This is a genomic window from Pseudomonas hamedanensis (genome assembly GCF_014268595.2).
Lineage (GTDB): Bacteria > Pseudomonadota > Gammaproteobacteria > Pseudomonadales > Pseudomonadaceae > Aquipseudomonas > Aquipseudomonas hamedanensis.
In genome coordinates this window covers 3,859,577-3,878,568 of sequence record NZ_CP077091.1, presented here as the reverse complement: position 1 = coordinate 3,878,568, position 18,992 = coordinate 3,859,577, and the positions used below count along the sequence as shown (strand labels likewise).

Annotated in this window: 5 protein-coding genes; 3 read left to right on the top strand and 2 right to left on the bottom strand. The window is 61.5% G+C overall.

Going from position 1 to position 18,992, the window contains the following annotated elements; all coding sequences use genetic code 11:
- Positions 1 to 61 precede the first annotated feature (61 nt).
- The 3 genes from HU739_RS16720 (at position 62) to mgrA (ending at position 4,844) form a co-directional block, all read left to right on the top strand.
- On the top strand, positions 62 to 2,287 hold the full coding sequence (locus HU739_RS16720) for a TonB-dependent receptor (RefSeq protein WP_186551509.1): 2,226 nt from the start codon (positions 62 to 64) through the stop codon (positions 2,285 to 2,287).
- 1 nt (position 2,288) lies between these two features.
- Positions 2,289 to 3,608, top strand: coding sequence for an LLM class flavin-dependent oxidoreductase (locus HU739_RS16715; protein ID WP_186551508.1), 1,320 nt, complete (start codon positions 2,289 to 2,291; stop codon positions 3,606 to 3,608).
- 198 nt (positions 3,609 to 3,806) lie between these two features.
- Positions 3,807 to 4,844, top strand: a complete 1,038-nt coding sequence (gene mgrA / locus HU739_RS16710; RefSeq protein ID WP_186551507.1) for an L-glyceraldehyde 3-phosphate reductase — start codon at positions 3,807 to 3,809, stop codon at positions 4,842 to 4,844.
- Positions 4,845 to 4,907: 63 nt separating this feature from the next.
- On the opposite strand, the gene HU739_RS16705 is transcribed toward mgrA, so the two are convergent.
- Positions 4,908 to 5,246, bottom strand: coding sequence for a tryptophan synthase subunit beta (locus tag HU739_RS16705; RefSeq protein WP_186551506.1), 339 nt, complete (start codon positions 5,244 to 5,246; stop codon positions 4,908 to 4,910).
- A 146-nt stretch (positions 5,247 to 5,392) separates the two neighbouring features.
- Positions 5,393 to 18,931 (bottom strand): retention module-containing protein, encoded by a 13,539-nt coding sequence (locus tag HU739_RS16700; protein WP_217844291.1) that lies wholly within the window; start codon positions 18,929 to 18,931, stop codon positions 5,393 to 5,395.
- Positions 18,932 to 18,992: the final 61 nt, after the last annotated feature.

Below are 18,992 nucleotides of genomic sequence, written 5' to 3'. Positions count from 1 at the left end.
GATTTCAGGCGCTGTCGTTGCAGAACGGCAGCGGTTCAGGGCCATTTTCGAGCGGATACACATGAATAACTTTCCTGGGGCGGGACACTCACTGGCGCAGGCGATTCGCGCTGCGGGCTGGATCTTTACCGGGTTGGCGGCGCTGCCGTTGCCCAGCGCATTTGCCGCTGACAGCAGCGATCAGGAACCGACCCTGAAATCGGTGACGGTCACCGCCACCCGCCGCGAAGAGTCGCTGCAAAAAGTACCGGTGGCGGTCTCGGTGATCGACGGCGAGCAACTGGAGCGCGACAACCGCAACGGTGTGGCGAGCATTGTCCAGCAAGTGCCGTCGCTGAATTTTCGTACCGGCGCATCGAACAAGGACACCTCGTTGTTTGTTCGCGGCGTCGGCACGATTTCCACCTCGCCCGGCGTCGAGCCGACCGTGGCCACGGTGATCGATGGCGTGGTGTATGCGCGTCCGGGGCAGGCGACGCTGGACCTTCTCGACCTGCAGCGTGTCGAGGTATTGCGCGGGCCGCAGGGCACGCTGTTCGGCAAGAATGCCTCGGCCGGAGTGCTCAATATCACCAGCAAGGCACCGACCGCCGAGACCCATGGCTACATCGATCAGGCGTACTACAGCGGCAACGAAAGCCGCACTCGGTTCGGCATTGGCGGCAGCCTGATTCCGGACACGTTGAAGGGCTCGATCAGCACGTTGTTCGGCACCTACGACGGTAACGTCGACAAGCAGCACAACGGCCAGGAGGTGAACGGTTATAACCATCGCGGCGCACGCGGCAAGCTCGAATTCACGCCGAACGATGACGTCACGTTCACCCTGATTGCCGACTACATGCAGTCCCATGATGACGGCCCTAACGGCGTCGTCAGCCAGTCGTTGACCCCGGCCTTCGCCAATGCGCTGAGCCCCGTCAATGCCACCGCACACAATCGCGACATCAACACCGACACCCGCTCTCACGTCGAGGACGTTAACAAAGGCCTGTCCGGTCAGCTCGACTGGCAACTGGGCGATTTCAAACTGACATCGATCACTGCGTGGCGCGGCTGGGACAACACCCAGTATCAGGACGGCGACCGTCTCGGCACTGTAACAGCCGCGTTCCCGGGTACGGCGGACAAGGGCGATCTGGCTTTTGACCAATACTCGCAGGAGCTGCGTCTGGCCTCGCCGAAAGGCGAATTCCTCGAATACGTCGCCGGCTTGTTCTACATGCACGGCAAGGACGACGAGACTTATCAGCGCACGTTGACCACTACCACGCGCACCGATCGCGGCGTCGCCGATTACAGCACCGCCAGCGATAGCTACGCGGTGTTCGGCGAGAGCACGCTGAATTTCACCTCGGATTTCCGCGGCATCGCTGGGCTGCGCTACACCCACGATGATCTGGAATACGATCATCGCCGCGTCTCGACTTCGGCAGCCACCGTCAGCGGCATTCAACCGGCGACCAGCAGCTCAGGCTCGGTGGACGAAGACGGTTGGTCCGGTCGCCTCGGTGTGCAGTACGACCTGAGCGACACGGTGACCACCTACCTGACCTACTCGCGCGGCTACAAAGGCCCGGCCTACAACGTGTTCTTCAACATGCAGCCGCGTGACACCGAAGCACTGAAGCCGGAGACCTCGAACACTTGGGAGGCGGGAATCAAAGCCACCTCCTGGAACAATCGCCTGACCACCAACCTGGCGGTGTTCCACAGCGAGTACGACAACTATCAGGCGAACTTTTTCGACACTGTCGCCGGTCAAGTGGTGACGCGGCTGATCAACGCCGGCAGCGTCATCAGCGAAGGTGTCGAGCTGGATTACGCCTTGCAAGCCACCCAGCAATTGAAGTTCTCAGGTGCACTGGCCTACACCCGCGCACGCATCGACGAATTCGCCTGCCCGGCCGGCGCGGCGGCATCGTGCAACGTCAACGGCAAGCCGCTGCCATTCAGCCCTGACTGGAAAAGCTACGTGCGCGCCGACTACAGCATCCCGCTGGACAACGGCCTGGATATCGAACTGGGCACCGACTACAGCTGGCAGAGCGAAGTGCAGTACGACATCAGCCAGAATCGGGACACCAAACAGGGCGCGTATGGGCTATGGAACGCCAGTGTCGCATTGGCCGATTACAGCAATGGCTGGCGCGTCGCCTTGCTCGGCAAGAACCTCGCCGACAAGTCGTATTCGTCGTTGCTGGCCAGTGGCGACAGCTACATCTATCGCGCCGTGCCACGGGATGACGAGCGCTACTTCGGCGTGCAACTGCGCAAGGACTTCTGAGATGAGCAGACAGATGAAACTCGGTGCGTTTCTCATGGCGACCGGGCATCACGTGGCGGCGTGGCGGCATCCGGATGTGCCGGCAGATGCGGGGCTGGACTTTGCCCATTACAAACGCCTGGCGCAGATCGCCGAAGGAGCAAAGTTCGATGCGCTGTTTGTCGCCGATAGCGTTGCCGCACCGACCCAGGACATCGCCAGCCGCATGGCCCGTTCCGATCACTTCGAGCCGTTGACGCTGCTCTCGGCATTGAGCGCGGTCACCGAGCGCATCGGTCTGATCGCTACAGCGACCACCAGTTACAACGAGCCGTATCACGTCGCACGCAAGTTCGCTTCGCTCGATCACCTGAGCGGCGGGCGCGCCGGTTGGAATCTGGTGACCTCGGACAATGCGGCCGAAGCGCTGAATTTCGGGCGTGATGAACATATCGGCCATGCCGAACGCTACAGCCGTGCGCGCGAATTTCACCAGGTGGTCACCGGGCTTTGGGACAGTTGGGAGGACGATGCGTTTGTGCGCAACAAGGTCAGCGGCGCTTATTACGATCCCGCAAAGCTCCACGTGCTCGATCATGTCGGCGAACATTTCCGGGTCAAAGGACCGCTGAATGTAGCCCGCTCGCCACAGGGCCAACCGGTGATCATCCAGGCCGGCTCTTCCGAAACCGGGCGCGAACTGGCGGCGCAAACGGCAGAAGTGGTGTTCACCGCGCAGACTTCGCTAACCGCTGCTCAGGTGTTTTATGCCGACATAAAAGGGCGCTTGAGCAAGTTCGGGCGCGGTCACGACGCGCTGAAAATCATGCCAGGCGTATATGTCGTGGTGGGTGCCACCGAGGCTCAGGCGCAGGAAAAGTCTGAAACGTTTCAGCCATTAGTCGAACCCGAGGTGGGCGTCGCGCTGCTTGGGCGTATGCTGGGCAACTTCGACTTGGCGAAGTATCCGCTGGACGGGCCGCTGCCGCCGTTGCCATTGACTGATAGCGGTCAGCAGAGCCGGCAGAAACTGCTGACCGAACTGGCGGGCCGGGAACAACTGACCCTCGCTGAACTCGGTCGAAAAATCGCCGGCGGGCGTGGGCATTACAGTCTCGTCGGTACGCCTGAGCAGATCGCCGATCGCCTGCAGGAGTGGTTTGAACAGGGCGCGGCGGATGGCTTCAATGTTCTGGTGCCGCACCTGCCGGGCGGACTGGAAGATTTCGCCAATGGCGTGGTGCCGGAACTGCAGCGGCGCGGGTTGTTCAGAACTGAATATGAGGGTCGGACGTTGCGCCAGAATCTGGGTCTGGTTCGACCTGCAAATCGCTTTGCATGATTGATGGGGCTTTTGTGGCGAGGGGATTCATCCCCGTTCGGCTGCGAAGCAGTCGTAAAACCAGCGCACTCGGTACACCTGACTCGCCGAAGTTCCAGGTTTTGGGGCGGCTTCGCCACCCAACGGGGATAAATCCCCTCGCCACATAGGTTTGATTTCAGCCTTCAATCTGCTGTTAATCAAACAAGAGAGGATTCGATGACTTACACCGCTGCCGAAAACCGCTACGACTCCATTCCTTACCGCCGCGTCGGCCGCAGCGGTCTGGTGTTGCCGGCGCTGTCGCTGGGCCTGTGGCACAACTTTGGCGACAGCACGCCGATCGACACCCAGCGCGCCTTGTTGCGCACCGCGTTCGACCTGGGGATCAACCACTTCGATCTCGCCAACAACTACGGTCCGCCCTATGGCAGCGCCGAAACCAATTTCGGTCGCCTGCTGCGCGAAGACTTCAAGCCCTACCGCGACGAACTGATCATTTCCAGCAAGGCCGGCTGGGACATGTGGCCCGGCCCTTACGGCCAGGGCGGTGGTTCGCGCAAGTACGTGCTGGCCAGCCTCGACCAGAGCCTGCAACGCCTCGGTCTGGACTATGTGGATATCTTTTATTCGCACCGCTTTGACCCGGACACGCCGCTGGAAGAAACCGCCAGCGCCCTCGCCACTGCCGTGCAACAGGGCAAGGCGCTCTATATCGGTATCTCGTCTTACTCAGGGGTGAAAACCCGTGAAATGGCTGCACTGCTGAAAGAGTGGAAAGTGCCGTTGTTGATTCATCAACCCGCGTACAACCTGCTCAATCGCTGGGTGGAAAAGGACTTGCTGGACACCACCGATGAACTCGGCACCGGCGTGATTGCGTTCACACCGTTGGCGCAGGGTCTGCTGACCGACAAATACCTCAACGGCGTGCCGGCGGATGCGCGAGTCAATCGTCCGGGCGGCGGTTCGTTGCAGGCCTCGCATTTGTCCGAGGCCAATATTGCCCATGTCCGGGCGCTGAATGAAATCGCCCGCCGTCGTGGTCAGAGTCTGGCGCAACTGGCGCTGGCATGGACACTGCGTGATTCGCGGGTGACCTCGGCGTTGATCGGCGCAAGCCGGCCGCAGCAGATCATCGAGAACGTCGGAGCCTTGAGCAACCTGAGCTTCAGCGCTGAGGAGCTGGCGGAGATTGACCGGTTTGCCCAGGAGGGCGGGATCAATCTTTGGGAAAAACCGTCGACGGCGGAATAAATGATGCCCGCGCCCGCTCTCTCGCCGCAGAGAGCGGGCGCGAGGTTTTCCGACGGCAAAGCGTCAGATCAAGCCGCCTTCCTCTTCGTCGATCAACTGGCTCAACCCGCCCAGCGCCTCACGCGCCTGCGTGCGGTCCATCAATTTGGCCTGGGCCGCCGGTGGCAGGTCGGTGACGCGGATCACGCCTTTCTGGGTCAGCACCTGAATCAGGTCATCGAGAACCCGAATCATTTCAAAGTCGCTCTGCTTGAGCTGCCTGAGGCTGTTTTCCACCGCCTCGTTGGCGTACCACGCCTGGATTTCATGGTTATCGGCGGGCAGCGTTTCCGTGGCCTCGGCATAGGCCGCGGCTTCCACGCGAATCAACTGACCTTGCGCATCGCGTTGCACGTAAAACATTGAGCATCCCTCGGAAGTGAACCAGCGTCATGCTGTCAGCAGCATAGCCAACTGCGCGTCAGTATGCGGTGCGACGGCGAAATCGTCACCGGGGGTGATCGGCACAGATGCAGCGGCCGCCTCGGGGCGGCCGCTTCGTCCAGGCATCAGCTGTTGTTGTGGTCGACCTTGATGGTCGGGTCGCTGCCGGCGATCAGGTTGTGCAGGCTGGCACTTGACCAGTTGTTACCTTCGAGTTTGATCGTCACGTCCGGCGTGGCCGCGGCGGCGTCAGCCGAATTGAACTTGCCGCCCGAGCTGACTTGCAACGACGACACGCCATCGACCGTGGAGATCTTCAGGAAGTTGTCGATGGTGCTGCCGGTCTCGCCCTGCAACAGGTCGCGCAGGTCGATGCGGTCGCCTTCGCTGGCTTTGAAGTCCTTGATCACATCATTACCGGTGTCGCCTGACTTCCAGACGAAGGTGTCGCCACCGGAACCGCCGATGAGGATGTCGTTGCCCCGACCGCCAATCAGCGTGTCGTTACCCGTACCGCCGAGCAGGATGTCATTGCCTTTGCCGCCGTCGAGCAGATCGTTGCCGCCGGAGCCGAACAGGATGTCATTGCCCGCGCCGCCCAGCAGCGTGTCGTTACCGTCATGCGCGCCGGACACATCGAACGCCTGATAGTGTTCGGTGATGTACTGGTGCACGTTGCTGGTGCTGACTTTGCTGACCTCGACCCCGGTTTCCTTGGCCACGAAGGCCTGCATCGCCTGATAACCCTCGCCGGCGATGCCGTTGAAACTCACCAGATCGCCGAACAGGATGTCATTGCCCTCACCACCGTTGACGGTGTCGCTGCCCGGCAGCGTTGCTTCGGTGTGGCCGATGATCGAGTTGGCGAGGTCCTTCGGATCGATGTTGGTCTGTGGCGTCTTGTCCGAATCGTACGGCTTGAGGTCGCTGAGGCTGACGTCGTTGTTCAAGCCGATTGCTTCGACGCTCGATAATCCGCTGAGCAAGGCAAAGCCGCTGGCCGAGTTACTGGTCGTCGACGTGTTGGTGCTGTTGCCGGTACCGGCCAGGTTCGACAGTTCGTAAGTGCCGTCGCCTTGCGCATGAATGGTCCCCAGGTTACTGCTGCTCCAGCCCCACCACGAGTTGTAGGTTTGCAGGGTCACGGTGCCAGCGCTGTTGATCGTCAACGCGTGAGTGTTGTCGATGTAGGTGCTGAAGGTGTCGCCCGGCTTGTAGTTGCTGGTTTTCACCACGTCATCGAGCTTCACGTTGCCGTACAGCGTCGGGTTGGTCTGCTCGCCGTTCTGGTAGTAGGTCGGCTGGCCGTCGGTGATGAAGTAGGTGAGATTCTTCGCCCCGGTGTTGGCTACCGCGTCAGCGCTCTGGAACCAGTTGGCCGTGGTCTTGAACACGTCCTCGTAGTTGGTGCCGCCGCCGGAACCCATCGAGTCCAGCACTGCCTTGAGCTGCGCCAGTGCGTTCGGATCATTGAGGTTCACCGACACCGACTTGTTGACCTGGGTATCGAAGTCGACGAGGAAGATGTTCACGGTGCCCGAGTTACTGCCGCCCAGACTTTGCTTGAGGCTGTTGAACACCGATGTCAGCGAGTCCTTGGCGGCGTTGAGCGAGGTGCTGCTCATGCTGCCGGAACTGTCGACCATGAACGCGATGTTGTAATTGGTGCCCGGCACCACCGTCAGACCGCCGATGTCGGCGACCATGATGTCGTTGCCGTCCGTGCCGTTGAAGGTGTCGTCGCCCGCCGTAGCAACCGTGGCGTTGTAGACCGCAGGCACCACGGTCACCGGGATGGTCGCGGTGCTGCTGGCCGAGCCGCCGACCTGTTCGGTGGACGTCGATGTGACGGTCAGGTTGAACTGGCCGTTGTAATAGGTTGGCGGGGTCACCGTCAGGGAGCCGAGGTTCCAGCCAGTGATATTGGCTTCGCCATTGCTCGCAGTGACGGTGAAGCTATGGCCGGCGCCATCGCTGAGGACCGAACCAACCGGGGCGCCACTGATTTTCAGGCTCAGGGTTTCCGAGCCGTCGGTGTCGGTCAGCGCTGTGGTGATGGCCGACAGTTTCACCGTGGTGCCTTCGGCGCCCGTGTTGAGTTTGTAGCCGTCGTAATAGCCTTCGCCGTTGCTGCCGTGCAGATCGGAAACGGTCACGCCGGCATTGATCAGGTCCTGCACGCCGGTGTAGATCGGCACACCTGCGCTGCTCAGGTCGATCGGCGCGCTGCCATTGACTGACAGGTTGACGTCGTAGCTGCCCGGGCCGCTCTGGTTGTGGTGGTAGATGTCCAGCGTGTAGTAGCCGCTGGTGGTCGGGGTGAACGAACCGTTGATCGCACCACCCGCGCCCCAAGTCCCCGAAGCCACGCTTTTGCCGCCGATGGTGATCAACAGGCTGTCGTCGGCGATGCCGCTGAAGGTGTAAGTCTTGCCGGCTTCCAGATAGATCAGGCCCGAGGTCTTCGATGCCGTGCCGGCGGCGACGCTGCCGTCCGACTGCACATTGGTGACGCTGCCGCTGGTGTTCGGTTTACCGGCACCGTCGATGACGTTTTTCAACGTGGTCGAGTCGGCGCCGTTACCGCTGGTGCCCAGGCCCGACAGGCCGGTCCAGACTTCCTTGATCAGTCCGGTGGACTTCACGCTGTTATCGGCCACGCCCACGGTCGGTGCGTCCGCCACGGGGGTGATGTCGATCTTGATTGTGCCGGTATTGCCCAGCGCCTGGCCGTCGGCGGGCTGGAACTTGATCTGCGCGTAGTCCGCCTGGTTGTTGCCCACACCGCTGCCGCCGTAACCGTTGGTCCCCGATTCATTGGCATCGGGCAGGAAGCGCAGTTTGCCGGCGTCGATATCGGCCTTGCTGAAGGTCTGGTTGGTGGCGACGTCTTTCCAGGTCGAACCGTCCAGATACTGCAGTTTGCCTTCGCCTGGCAGCTGGGTGATTTTCACCCCGAGGCTGCTGGCCGGGCTATCGACATCGCTCACACCGAAGGTCGACCAGCCAAGCACCAGCGGCGTGTCTTCGGTGCCGGTGACGTTGCCCGGCGCGGCGACCGGTGCATCGTTGACCGCCACCACGTTAACCGTGGTGGTCGCAGTGTTGGAGTAATTGCTGCCATCGGTCACCGTCACGGTGATGATGCGCGGCACGGTGCTCGGGTTTTCACTGCCGTTGGTGAAGCTGATGTTCTTGATGACCTGCATGTAGTCGGCCAGCGTCGCGTTGCCGGACAGCGTCAGGGTCACCGTGCCGTTGGTGCTGTTGGCGTTGATGGTGATGCCATTGACGCTGTTGCCCAGGTTCAGCGCATCGCCGTCCTGACGGTTGGTCAGTACCACGGTGGCGCCGGTCAGCAGGGTGCTGTCCGGGTCAGTGATGCTGAGGTCGGTGTCGGCAATCGACACGCCAGCGCCCGGGGTGTTCTCGGTGAACGTCACCTTGTAGTCGGCACCGGTGGCGCCGCTGGAATTGTTGGCGTCCAGGTCGAGCACGGGTGGTGCGTCGTTGTCGATGATCGAGGTGCTGACGCTGCCATTGGTGGCGCTGACGGCGAGGTTTTCAAAGTTGCCGCCGGTGGCCGAATCGATCTTGACCACGAAGTTCTCGGTGCCTTCGGTGATCTTGTCATCGAGAGTAGCGACGTTGAACTGCGCACTGCTGGCGCCCGCCGGGATCTTCACGGTGTACACACCGGTGAAGTCCGAACCGTCGGCGGCAGTGCCGCTGTAGACGATTTTCAGGGTCACTTCGGTTTGCGCCGGGTGATTCAGGCTGACGGTGTAGCTGGCGGTCTGGCCTTCAGTTACCGAAGTGCTGCCGCTGATGCTGACGGTGGTGGTGTCGACGGTGTCGGTGACGGTTGTCACGGCTGGCGTTGTGCTCGGCACCAGGTTCTCGAAGTTGCCGCCAGTGGCGCTGCTGATCGTTGCCTGCACGGAACCGGCGTCTTTGTAGACGTCGTCGGTTGGCGCCGAAACGGTCACGGTGCCGCTGGTTTTCCCGGCTTCAATGGTAATCGTGGCGCCGTTGGACAAGGTCACGGTGACGGGCGAGCCGGCGGCGTTGGTCAGTGTCGCGGTGTAAGTGATCTGACCGCCCTCGGCCACGGAACCGGTCGCGCTCAGCGACAGATTGGTGGTGTCGACGGTGTCGGTCACGTTTGTGCTGACCGGGGTTTTGTCGGCGACGAGGTTTTCGAAATTGCCACCGGTCGCGTTGGTGATCGAGTTAACCAGCGGCGCGTGGCCGGTCAGTACATCGTTCGGCACGACGGCGGTCGCGGTGCCAGTGGTCTTGCCGATGTCGATCGTGATCTGCTGACCATTAGCCAGGGTTACGACCACTGGCGAGCCGGTGACAGGGGCTCCGACTGTAGCGGTGTAGACGACATTGCCGCCTTCGGCCGCCGTAGCGGTCGCGGTCAGTTTTACGGTGGTGGTGTCGATCGTATCGGTGACGCTGGTGACGGCTGGTGTGCTGCTGGTGACCAGTTTCTCGAAGTTGCCGCCGGTGGCGTTGCTGATCGTTGCCTGAACCGAACCGGCGTCTTTGTAGACGTCATCGGTTGGCGCGGGAACGGTTGCAGTGCCGCTGGTTTCGCCAGCCTTGATGGTGATCACGGCGCCGTTGCTCAGCGTCACGGTCACTGGCGAGCCAGCGGCGTTGGTCAGGGTTGCGGTGTATGTAATCTGACCACCCTCAGCCACGGAACCGGTCGCGGACAGCGACAGGTTGGTGGTGTCGACGGTGTCGGTCACAGCAGTGCTGACCGGAGTCTTGTCGGCGACGAGGTTTTCGAAATTGCCACCGGTCACGTTGGTGATCGAGTTGCTCAGCGACGCCTGACCAGTCAGCGCATCGTTTGGCGCGGTGAAGGTCGCGGTGCCTGTAGTTTGGCCAACAGCAATGGTGATGTTCTGACCGTTGGCCAACGTCACGACAACCGGCGAGCCGGTAACTGGAGCGCCAACCGTGGCGGTGTAGGTCACGGTGCCGCCTTCAGTCACCGAAGTATCAGCGGTCAGTTTGACCGTTGAGGTATCGATGGTGTCGGTGACTTGAGTGATCGCAGGCGTCGTACTCGGAACGAGGTTCTCGAAGTTGCCACCGGTGGCGCTGCTGATCGTTGCCTGCACCGAACCGGCGTCTTTGTAGACGTCATCGGTTGGCGCTGGAACGGTTGCAGTGCCGCTGGTTTCGCCAGCCTTGATGGTGATCACGGCGCCGTTGCTCAGCGTCACGGTCACTGGCGAGCCTGCGGCGTTGGTCAGGGTTGCGGTGTACGTAATCTGACCACCCTCGGCCACGGAACCGGTCGCGGACAGCGACAGGTTGGTGGTGTCGACGGTGTCGGTCACGGTGGTGCTGACCGGGGTTTTGTCGGCGACGAGGTTTTCGAAATTGCCACCGGTCACGTTGGTGATCGAGTTGCTCAGCGACGCCTGACCGGTCAATGCATCGTTCGGTGCGGTGAAGGTCACGGTGCCGGTGGTTTTGCCAACTTCGATGGTGATGTTCTGACCGTTAGCCAGGGTCACGACGACAGGGGAGCCGGTGACTGGCGCGCCGACGGTAGCGGTGTAAGTAACCGTGCCGCCTTCAGCAACCGAGGTGTCAGCGCTCAGCTTGACGGTCGAGGTATCGATGGTGTCGGTGACAGTCGTCACAGCCGGAACATTGCTCGGCACGAGATTTTCGAAGTTACCGCCGGTGGCGCTGCTGATGGTTGCCTGCACGGAACCTGCGTCTTTGTAGACGTCATCGGTTGGTGCGGGAACGGTGGCATTACCGCTGGTTTCGCCAGCTTTGATGGTGATTACCGCGCCGTTGGACAGGGTGACCGTGACCGGCGTACCGGCCGGGTTGCTCAGCGTGGCGGTGTAAACGATCGAACCGCCCTCGGCCACTGTGCCAGTCGCGGACAGCGACAGGTTGGTGGTGTCGACGGTGTCGGTCACAGCAGTGCTGACCGGAGTTTTGTCAGCGACGAGGTTTTCGAAATTACCGCCAGTGACGTTGGTGATCGAGTTACTCAGCGAAGCCTGACCAGTCAGCGCATCGTTCGGCGCGGTGGAGGTCACGCTGCCGGTAGTCTTGCCGACTTCGATAGTGATCTGCTGACCATTAGCCAGGGCCACCACCACGGGCGAACCGGTCACAGGCGCGCCGACAGTCGCGGTGTAGGTGACGGTGCCGCCTTCAGTCACCGAAGTATCGGCGGTCAATTTGACCGTCGAGGTATCGATGGTGTCGGTGACGGTTGTCACGGCTGGCGTAGTGCTTGGCACCAGGTTTTCGAAGTTGCCGCCGGTGGTGCTGCTGATGGTTGCCTGCACCGAACCGGCGTCTTTGTAGACGTCATCGGTTGGCGCTGGAACGGTTGCAGTGCCGCTGGTTTCGCCAGCCTTGATGGTGATCACGGCGCCGTTGCTCAGCGTCACGGTCACTGGCGAGCCTGCGGCGTTGGTCAGGGTTGCGGTGTACGTAATCTGACCGCCCTCAGCCACGGAACCGGTCGCGGACAGCGACAGGTTGGTGGTGTCGACGGTGTCGGTCACAGCAGTGCTGACTGGGGTTTTATCAGCAACAAGGTTTTCGAAATTGCCACCGGTCACGTTGGTGATCGAATTGCTCAGCGACGCCTGACCAGTAAACGCGTCATTCGGTGCGGTGAAGGTCACGCTGCCGGTGGTTTTGCCAACTTCGATGGTGATGTTCTGACCGTTCGCCAACGTCACGACGACTGGCGAACCGGTCACTGGCGCGCCAACGGTGGCGGTGTAAGTGACGGTACCGCCTTCAACAACGCTGGTATCAGCCGTCAGTTTCACCGTCGAGGTATCGATGGTGTCGGTGACGGTCGTCACGGCTGGCGTAGTGCTTGGCACCAGGTTTTCGAAGTTACCGCCGGTGGCGCTGCTGATCGTTGCCTGAACCGAACCGGCGTCTTTGTAGACGTCATCGGTTGGTGCTGGAACGGTGACATTACCGCTGGTTTCGCCAGCTTTGATAGTGATCACCGCGCCGTTGCTCAACGTTACGGTCACTGGCGAGCCAGCGGCGTTGGTCAGGGTTGCGGTGTAAGTGATCTGACCGCCCTCGGCCACGGACCCGGTCGCGCTCAGCGACAGGTTGGTGGTGTCGACGGTGTCGGTCACGGTGGTGCTGACCGGGGTTTTGTCGGCGACGAGGTTTTCGAAGTTACCGCCGGTCACGTTGGTGATCGAGTTGCTCAGCGACGCCTGACCAGTCAGCGCATCGTTCGGCGCGATGAAGGTCACGCTGCCGGTAGTCTTGCCGACTTCGATAGTGATCTGCTGACCATTAGCCAGGGCCACCACCACGGGCGAACCGGTCACAGGCGCGCCAACGGTGGCGGTGTAGGTGACGGTGCCGCCTTCAGCCACCGAGGTATCAGCGGTCAATTTGACCGTCGAGGTATCGATGGTGTCGGTTACTTGAGTGATTGCTGGTGTGGTGCTCGGAACAAGGTTCTCGAAATTTCCACCGGTGGCGCTGCTGATGGTTGCCTGCACGGAGCCGGCGTCTTTGTAGACGTCATCGGTCGGTGCTGGAACGGTGACATTACCGCTGGTTTCGCCAGCTTTGATGGTGATTACCGCACCGTTCGACAGGGTCACGGTGACTGGCGAGCCAGCGGCGTTGGTCAGTGTCGCGGTGTACGTAATCTGACCACCTTCTGCCACGGAACCGGTCGCGCTCAGCGACAGGTTGGTCGTGTCGACGGTATCAGTCACGGTTGTGTTGACCGGGGTCTTGTCGGCGACGAGGTTTTCGAAGTTACCGCCGGTCACGTTGGTGATCGAGTTGCTTAGCGACGCCTGACCAGTCAACGCGTCATTCGGCGCGGTGAAGGTTACGGTGCCGGTGGTTTTGCCGACTTCGATGGTGATCTGCTGACCATTAGCCAGGGCCACCACCACGGGCGAACCGGTCACTGGCGCGCCAACGGTGGCGGTGTAAGTGACGGTACCGCCTTCAGCAACGCTGGTATCAGCCGTCAGTTTCACCGTCGAGGTATCGATGGTGTCGGTGACGGTCGTCACGGCTGGCGTAGTGCTTGGCACCAGGTTTTCGAAGTTACCGCCGGTGGCGCTGCTGATCGTTGCCTGAACCGAACCGGCGTCTTTGTAGACGTCATCGGTTGGTGCTGGAACGGTGACATTACCGCTGGTTTCGCCAGCTTTGATAGTGATCACCGCGCCGTTGCTCAACGTTACGGTCACTGGCGAGCCAGCGGCGTTGGTCAGGATTGCGGTGTAAGTGATCTGCCCACCCTCGGCCACGGAACCGGTCGCGGACAGCGACAGGTTGGTGGTGTCGACGGTGTCGGTCACGGTGGTGCTGACTGGGGTTTTATCCGCCACAAGGTTTTCGAAGTTACCCCCAGTGACGTTGGTGATCGAATTGCTCAGCGACGCCTGACCAGTCAGCGCATCGTTCGGGGCGGTGAAGGTCACGCTGCCGGTGGTCTTGCCGACTTCGATGGTGATGTTCTGACCGTTCGCCAGGGTCACGACGACAGGCGAACCGGTGACCGGCGCCCCGACAGTAGCGGTGTAAGTGACGGTGCCGCCTTCAGCAACGCTGGTGTCAGCCGTCAATTTCACCGTCGAGGTATCGATGGTGTCAGTGACAGTTGTCACGGCTGGCGCAGTGCTTGGCACGAGATTTTCGAAGTTGCCACCGGTGGCGCTGCTGATCGTTGCCTGAACCGAACCGGCGTCTTTGTAGACGTCATCGGTTGGCGCCGGAACGGTTGCATTGCCGCTGGTTTCGCCAGCTTTGATGGTGATCACCGCGCCGTTGCTCAACGTCACGGTCACTGGCGAGCCTGCGGCGTTGGTCAGTGTCGCGGTGTAAGTGATCTGACCACCTTCAGCCACAGAACCGGTCGCACTCAGCGATAGATTTGTAGGGTCCGCAATGTCTGTGACGGAAGTTGAGACTGGGGTTTTGTCCGCAACCAGATTTTCGAAATTACCGCCAGTGACGTTGGTGATCGAATTACTCAGCGACGCCTGACCGGTCAGCGCATCGTTCGGTGCGGTGAAGGTTGCGGTGCCTGTAGTTTGGCCAACAGCAATGGTGATGTTCTGACCGTTGGCCAATGTCACAACGACAGGGGAGCCAGTGACCGGAGCGCCCACAGTCGCGGTGTAGGTGACGGTGCCGCCTTCAGTCACCGAGGTATCGGCTGTCAGTTTGACCGTCGAAGTATCGATGGTGTCGGTGACTGTTGTCACGGCCGGCGCAGTGCTAGGCACCAGGTTTTCGAAGTTGCCACCGGTGGCGGTGCTGATCGTGGCCTGAACCGAACCGGCGTCTTTGTAGACGTCATCGGTTGGTGCGGGAACGGTGACATTACCGCTGGTTTCGCCAGCTTTGATAGTGATTACCGCGCCGTTCGAGAGGGTCACGGTCACTGGCGAGCCAGCGGCATTGGTCAGGGTTGCGGTGTACGTAATCTGACCGCCCTCGGCCACGGAACCGGTCGCGGACAGCGACAGGTTGGTGGTGTCGACGGTATCGGTCACAGTGGTACTGACCGGGGTTTTGTCGGCAACGAGGTTTTCGAAGTTACCGCCGGTCACGTTGGTGATCGAGTTGCTCAGCGACGCCTGACCGGTTAACGCGTCATTCGGTGCGGTGAAGGTCACGCTGCCGGTGGTTTTGCCGACTTCGATGGTGATCTGCTGACCATTAGCCAGGGCCACTACCACGGGCGAGCCGGTCACTGGCGCGCCGACCGTAGCGGTGTAAGTGACGGTGCCGCCTTCAGCCACGGAAGTGTCAGCGCTCAGTTTCACGCTGGAGGTGTCGACGGTATCGGTGACATCGGTCACCGCTGGCGTGGCGTTCGGGACGAGGTTTTCGAAGTTGCCGCCCGTGGCATCCTTGATGCTGACTTCGACTTTTCCGGCGTCCTTATAGACGTCGTCCTTCGGTGCGTCGACGGTCACGGTACCGGTGGTCTTGCCGGCCTCGATAGTGATCACCGAGCCATTGCTCAGATTCACGGTGACCGGGGTACCGGCCGGGTTGCTCAAGGTCGCCGTGTAGGTGATCTGGCCACCTTCGGCCACGGTGCCGGTCGCGCTCAGCGACAGGTTGGTGGTGTCGACGGTGTCGGTCACGGTGGTGCTGACTGGGGTTTTATCCGCCACAAGGTTTTCGAAGTTACCGCCAGTGACGTTGGTGATCGAGTTGCTCAGCGAAGCCTGACCGGTCAGCGCATCGTTCGGTGCGGTGAAGGTCACGGTGCCGGTAGTCTGGTCGACAGCGATGGTGATGTTCTGACCGTTGGCCAATGTCACGACGACTGGCGAGCCGGTCACTGGCGCGCCAACGGTAGCGGTGTAGGTGACGGTCCCGCCTTCAGCCACGGAAGTGTCAGCGCTCAGTTTCACGGTCGAGGTATCGACGGTATCGGTGACATCGGTCACCGCTGGCGTGGCGTTCGGGACGAGGTTTTCGAAGTTGCCGCCCGTGGCGTCCTTGATGCTGACTTCGACTTTTCCGGCGTCCTTATAGACGTCGTCCTTCGGTGCGTCAACGGTCACGGTACCGGTGGTCTTGCCGGCCTCGATAGTGATCACCGAGCCATTGCTCAGATTCACGGTGACCGGGGTACCGGCCGGGTTGCTCAAGGTCGCCGTGTAGGTGATCTGGCCACCTTCGGCCACGGTGCCGGTCGCGCTCAGCGACAGGTTGGTGGTGTCGACGGTGTCGGTCACGGTGGTGCTGACTGGGGTTTTATCCGCCACAAGGTTTTCGAAGTTACCGCCAGTGACGTTGGTGATCGAGTTGCTCAGCGAAGCCTGACCGGTCAGCGCATCGTTCGGTGCGGTGAAGGTCACGGTGCCGGTAGTCTGGCCGACAGCGATGGTGATGTTCTGACCGTTGGCCAATGTCACGACGACTGGCGAGCCGGTCACTGGCGCACCTACGGTAGCGGTGTAAGTGACGGTCCCGCCTTCGGCAACCGAAATGTCAGCCGTCAATTTCACCGTCGAGGTGTCGACGGTATCGGTGACATCGGTCACCGCTGGCGTGGCGTTCGGGACGAGGTTTTCGAAGTTGCCGCCCGTGGCATCCTTGATGCTGACTTCGACTTTTCCGGCGTCCTTATAGACGTCGTCCTTCGGTGCGTCGACGGTCACGGTACCGGTGGTCTTGCCGGCCTCGATAGTGATCACCGAGCCATTGCTCAGATTCACGGTGACCGGGGTACCGGCCGGGTTGCTCAAGGTCGCCGTGTAGGTGATCTGGCCACCTTCGGCCACGGTGCCGGTCGCGGACAGCGACAAGCTGGTGGTGTCGGTAACGTCGGTCACTGCGGTGGATACAGGCGTTTTATCGGCGACCAGATTTTCGTAGTTACCGCCGCTGACGTTGGTGATCGAATTGGTCAGTGCGGCATTGCCGGCCAGCGCATCGTTTGGTGCGGTGGTGGTCACGCTGCCGCTGGTTTGGCCGACGCCGATGGTGATGCTCTGACCGTTAGCCAGGGTCACAACGACAGGCGAACCGGTGACTGGCGCGCCGACCGTGGCGGTGTAGGTGACGGTGCCGCCTTCGGCGACCGAGGTGTCAGCGCTCAGTTTCACCGTCGAGGTGTCGACGGTATCGGTGATTTCCGTCACCGCAGGGTTGGTGCTCGGCACCAGGTTCTCGAAGTTGCCGCCGCTCGCGTCCTTGATCGTGACTTCGATCTGGCCGGCATCTTTATAGACGTCATCAGCCGGGGCCGGAACGGTCACGGTGCCGGTGGTCTTGCCCGCGTCGATGGTAATCACCGAGCCGTTGCTCAATGTCACGGTGACAGGCGTGCCCGCCGGATTGGTCAGGGTCGCGGTGTAAACGATCGAACCACCCTCGGCCACCGAACCAGTGGCGCTAAGGCTCAGGCCGGTGTTATCGACCGAGTCGGTAATCGTGGTGACCGCAGGCGTCGGATTCGGCACCAGGTTTTCGAAATTGCCACCGGTGGCACCAGTGATGGTGGTGCTGACGGTGCTGCCATTGTTGTACACGTCATTGGCGGCGGTCGGCACATTGACGGTGCCAGTGGTTTCGCCAGCAGCGATGGTGATGGTCGAGCCGTTGGACAGGGTGACGGTAACCGGAGTTTGCGCCGGGTTGGTCAGGGTCGCGGTGTAGGTGATCTGGCCGCCTTCAACGATGTTGTTGGTCGCCGTCAAAGTCAGGCCGGTGTTATCGACCGAATCGGTAATCGTGGTGACCGCAGGCGTGTTGCTTGGCACCAGGTTTTCGAAATTGCCGCCGGTGGCACCAGTGATGGTGGTGCTGACGGTGCTGCCATTGTTGTACACGTCGTTGGCGGCAGTTGGCACGTTGAGGGTGCCAGTGGTTTCGCCAGCGGCAATGGTGATGGTCGAGCCATTCGACAGAGTGACGGTTACCGGAGTTTGCGCCGGGTTGGTCAGGGTCGCGGTGTAGGTGATCTGACCGCCTTCAACGATGTTGTTGGTCGCCGTCAAAGTCAGGCCGGTGTTATCCACCGAATCGGTAATCGTAGTGACCGCAGGCGTCGGATTCGGCACCAGGTTCTCAAAGTTACCGCCGGTAGCGCCAGTGATGGTGGTGCTGACGGTGCTGCCATTGTTGTACACGTCATTGGCGGCGGTCGGCACATTGACGGTGCCAGTCGTCTGGCCCGCAGCGATGGTGATGGTCGAGCCGTTCGATAGAGTGACGGTTACCGGTGTCTGCGCCGGATCGGTCAGGGTCGCGGTGTAGGTGATCTGCCCACCTTCCGTGACGCTCGGGGCTGTCGTCAGGGTGACGGTGGTGGTGTCGACGGTGTCGGTGACTTGCGTCGTCGCCGGAGTGGTCGGCGGGGTCACCGTGATGCCGTTGCCGCCGGAGGTGCCGGTGACGGTCACGTCGATCTGGGTCGGGTCGTTGTACACCGTGTCGTTCGGCGCCAGCGGCACGTTGACGGTGCCGGTGGTCGAGCCAGCCGGGATGACGATCACTGCGCCGTTGGACAAAGTGATGGTCAGGTCGGTGAGTGGCGCCTGGGTCAGGGTTGCGGTGTACACCAGCACGCCGCCGGCTTCGGTGATGGTCGGCGTGGCGCTGAGGCTCAGGGTCGAGTCACGCAGTGCATTGGCGGTGGTGTCGGTGGTCTGGCCGCCCGTGGTGTTCTGCGCGACCTGCCCGGCAGCGTTGATCCCCGCTGTCGGGAAGCCAATGGTCGGATCGACACGGCCAGCGGTGGCGTCGAGCATCACGAAGCTGTGACCGCCGCCCGCCGCGCCACCTGTGCCGGCGGCGCTCGGGCCGGCGGCGGTGGACTCAAGGGCGGTGGTCGGGTCGACACCGGCGGCGATGGCTTGCTGCAGTTCTGCTACCGACGGCGCTGCCTGCGCGGTGGCTTCGGCCAGGTCGGTGCTGGAGTCGGGTGCGTTGGCGCTCCACTGGGTGTCTCGACCCAGATCCAGAGTGCGGCCATCGGCCAGTTCCAGCGACACGGCGCCGGACAGACCGGTATCGATCTGGTCGCCGACATACAGGCGATCGCCTTCAACGAGTACCCGACGCACGCCCTCTGGGGACACCACGAAAACCTGACCGACAATGCTTTTGACGACGGCAACAACACTGCTCATTGAAGACTCTCCGGGGTGCCACATTCAGTTGACTTCCATGGACCTGACGGGCCATCGCGCC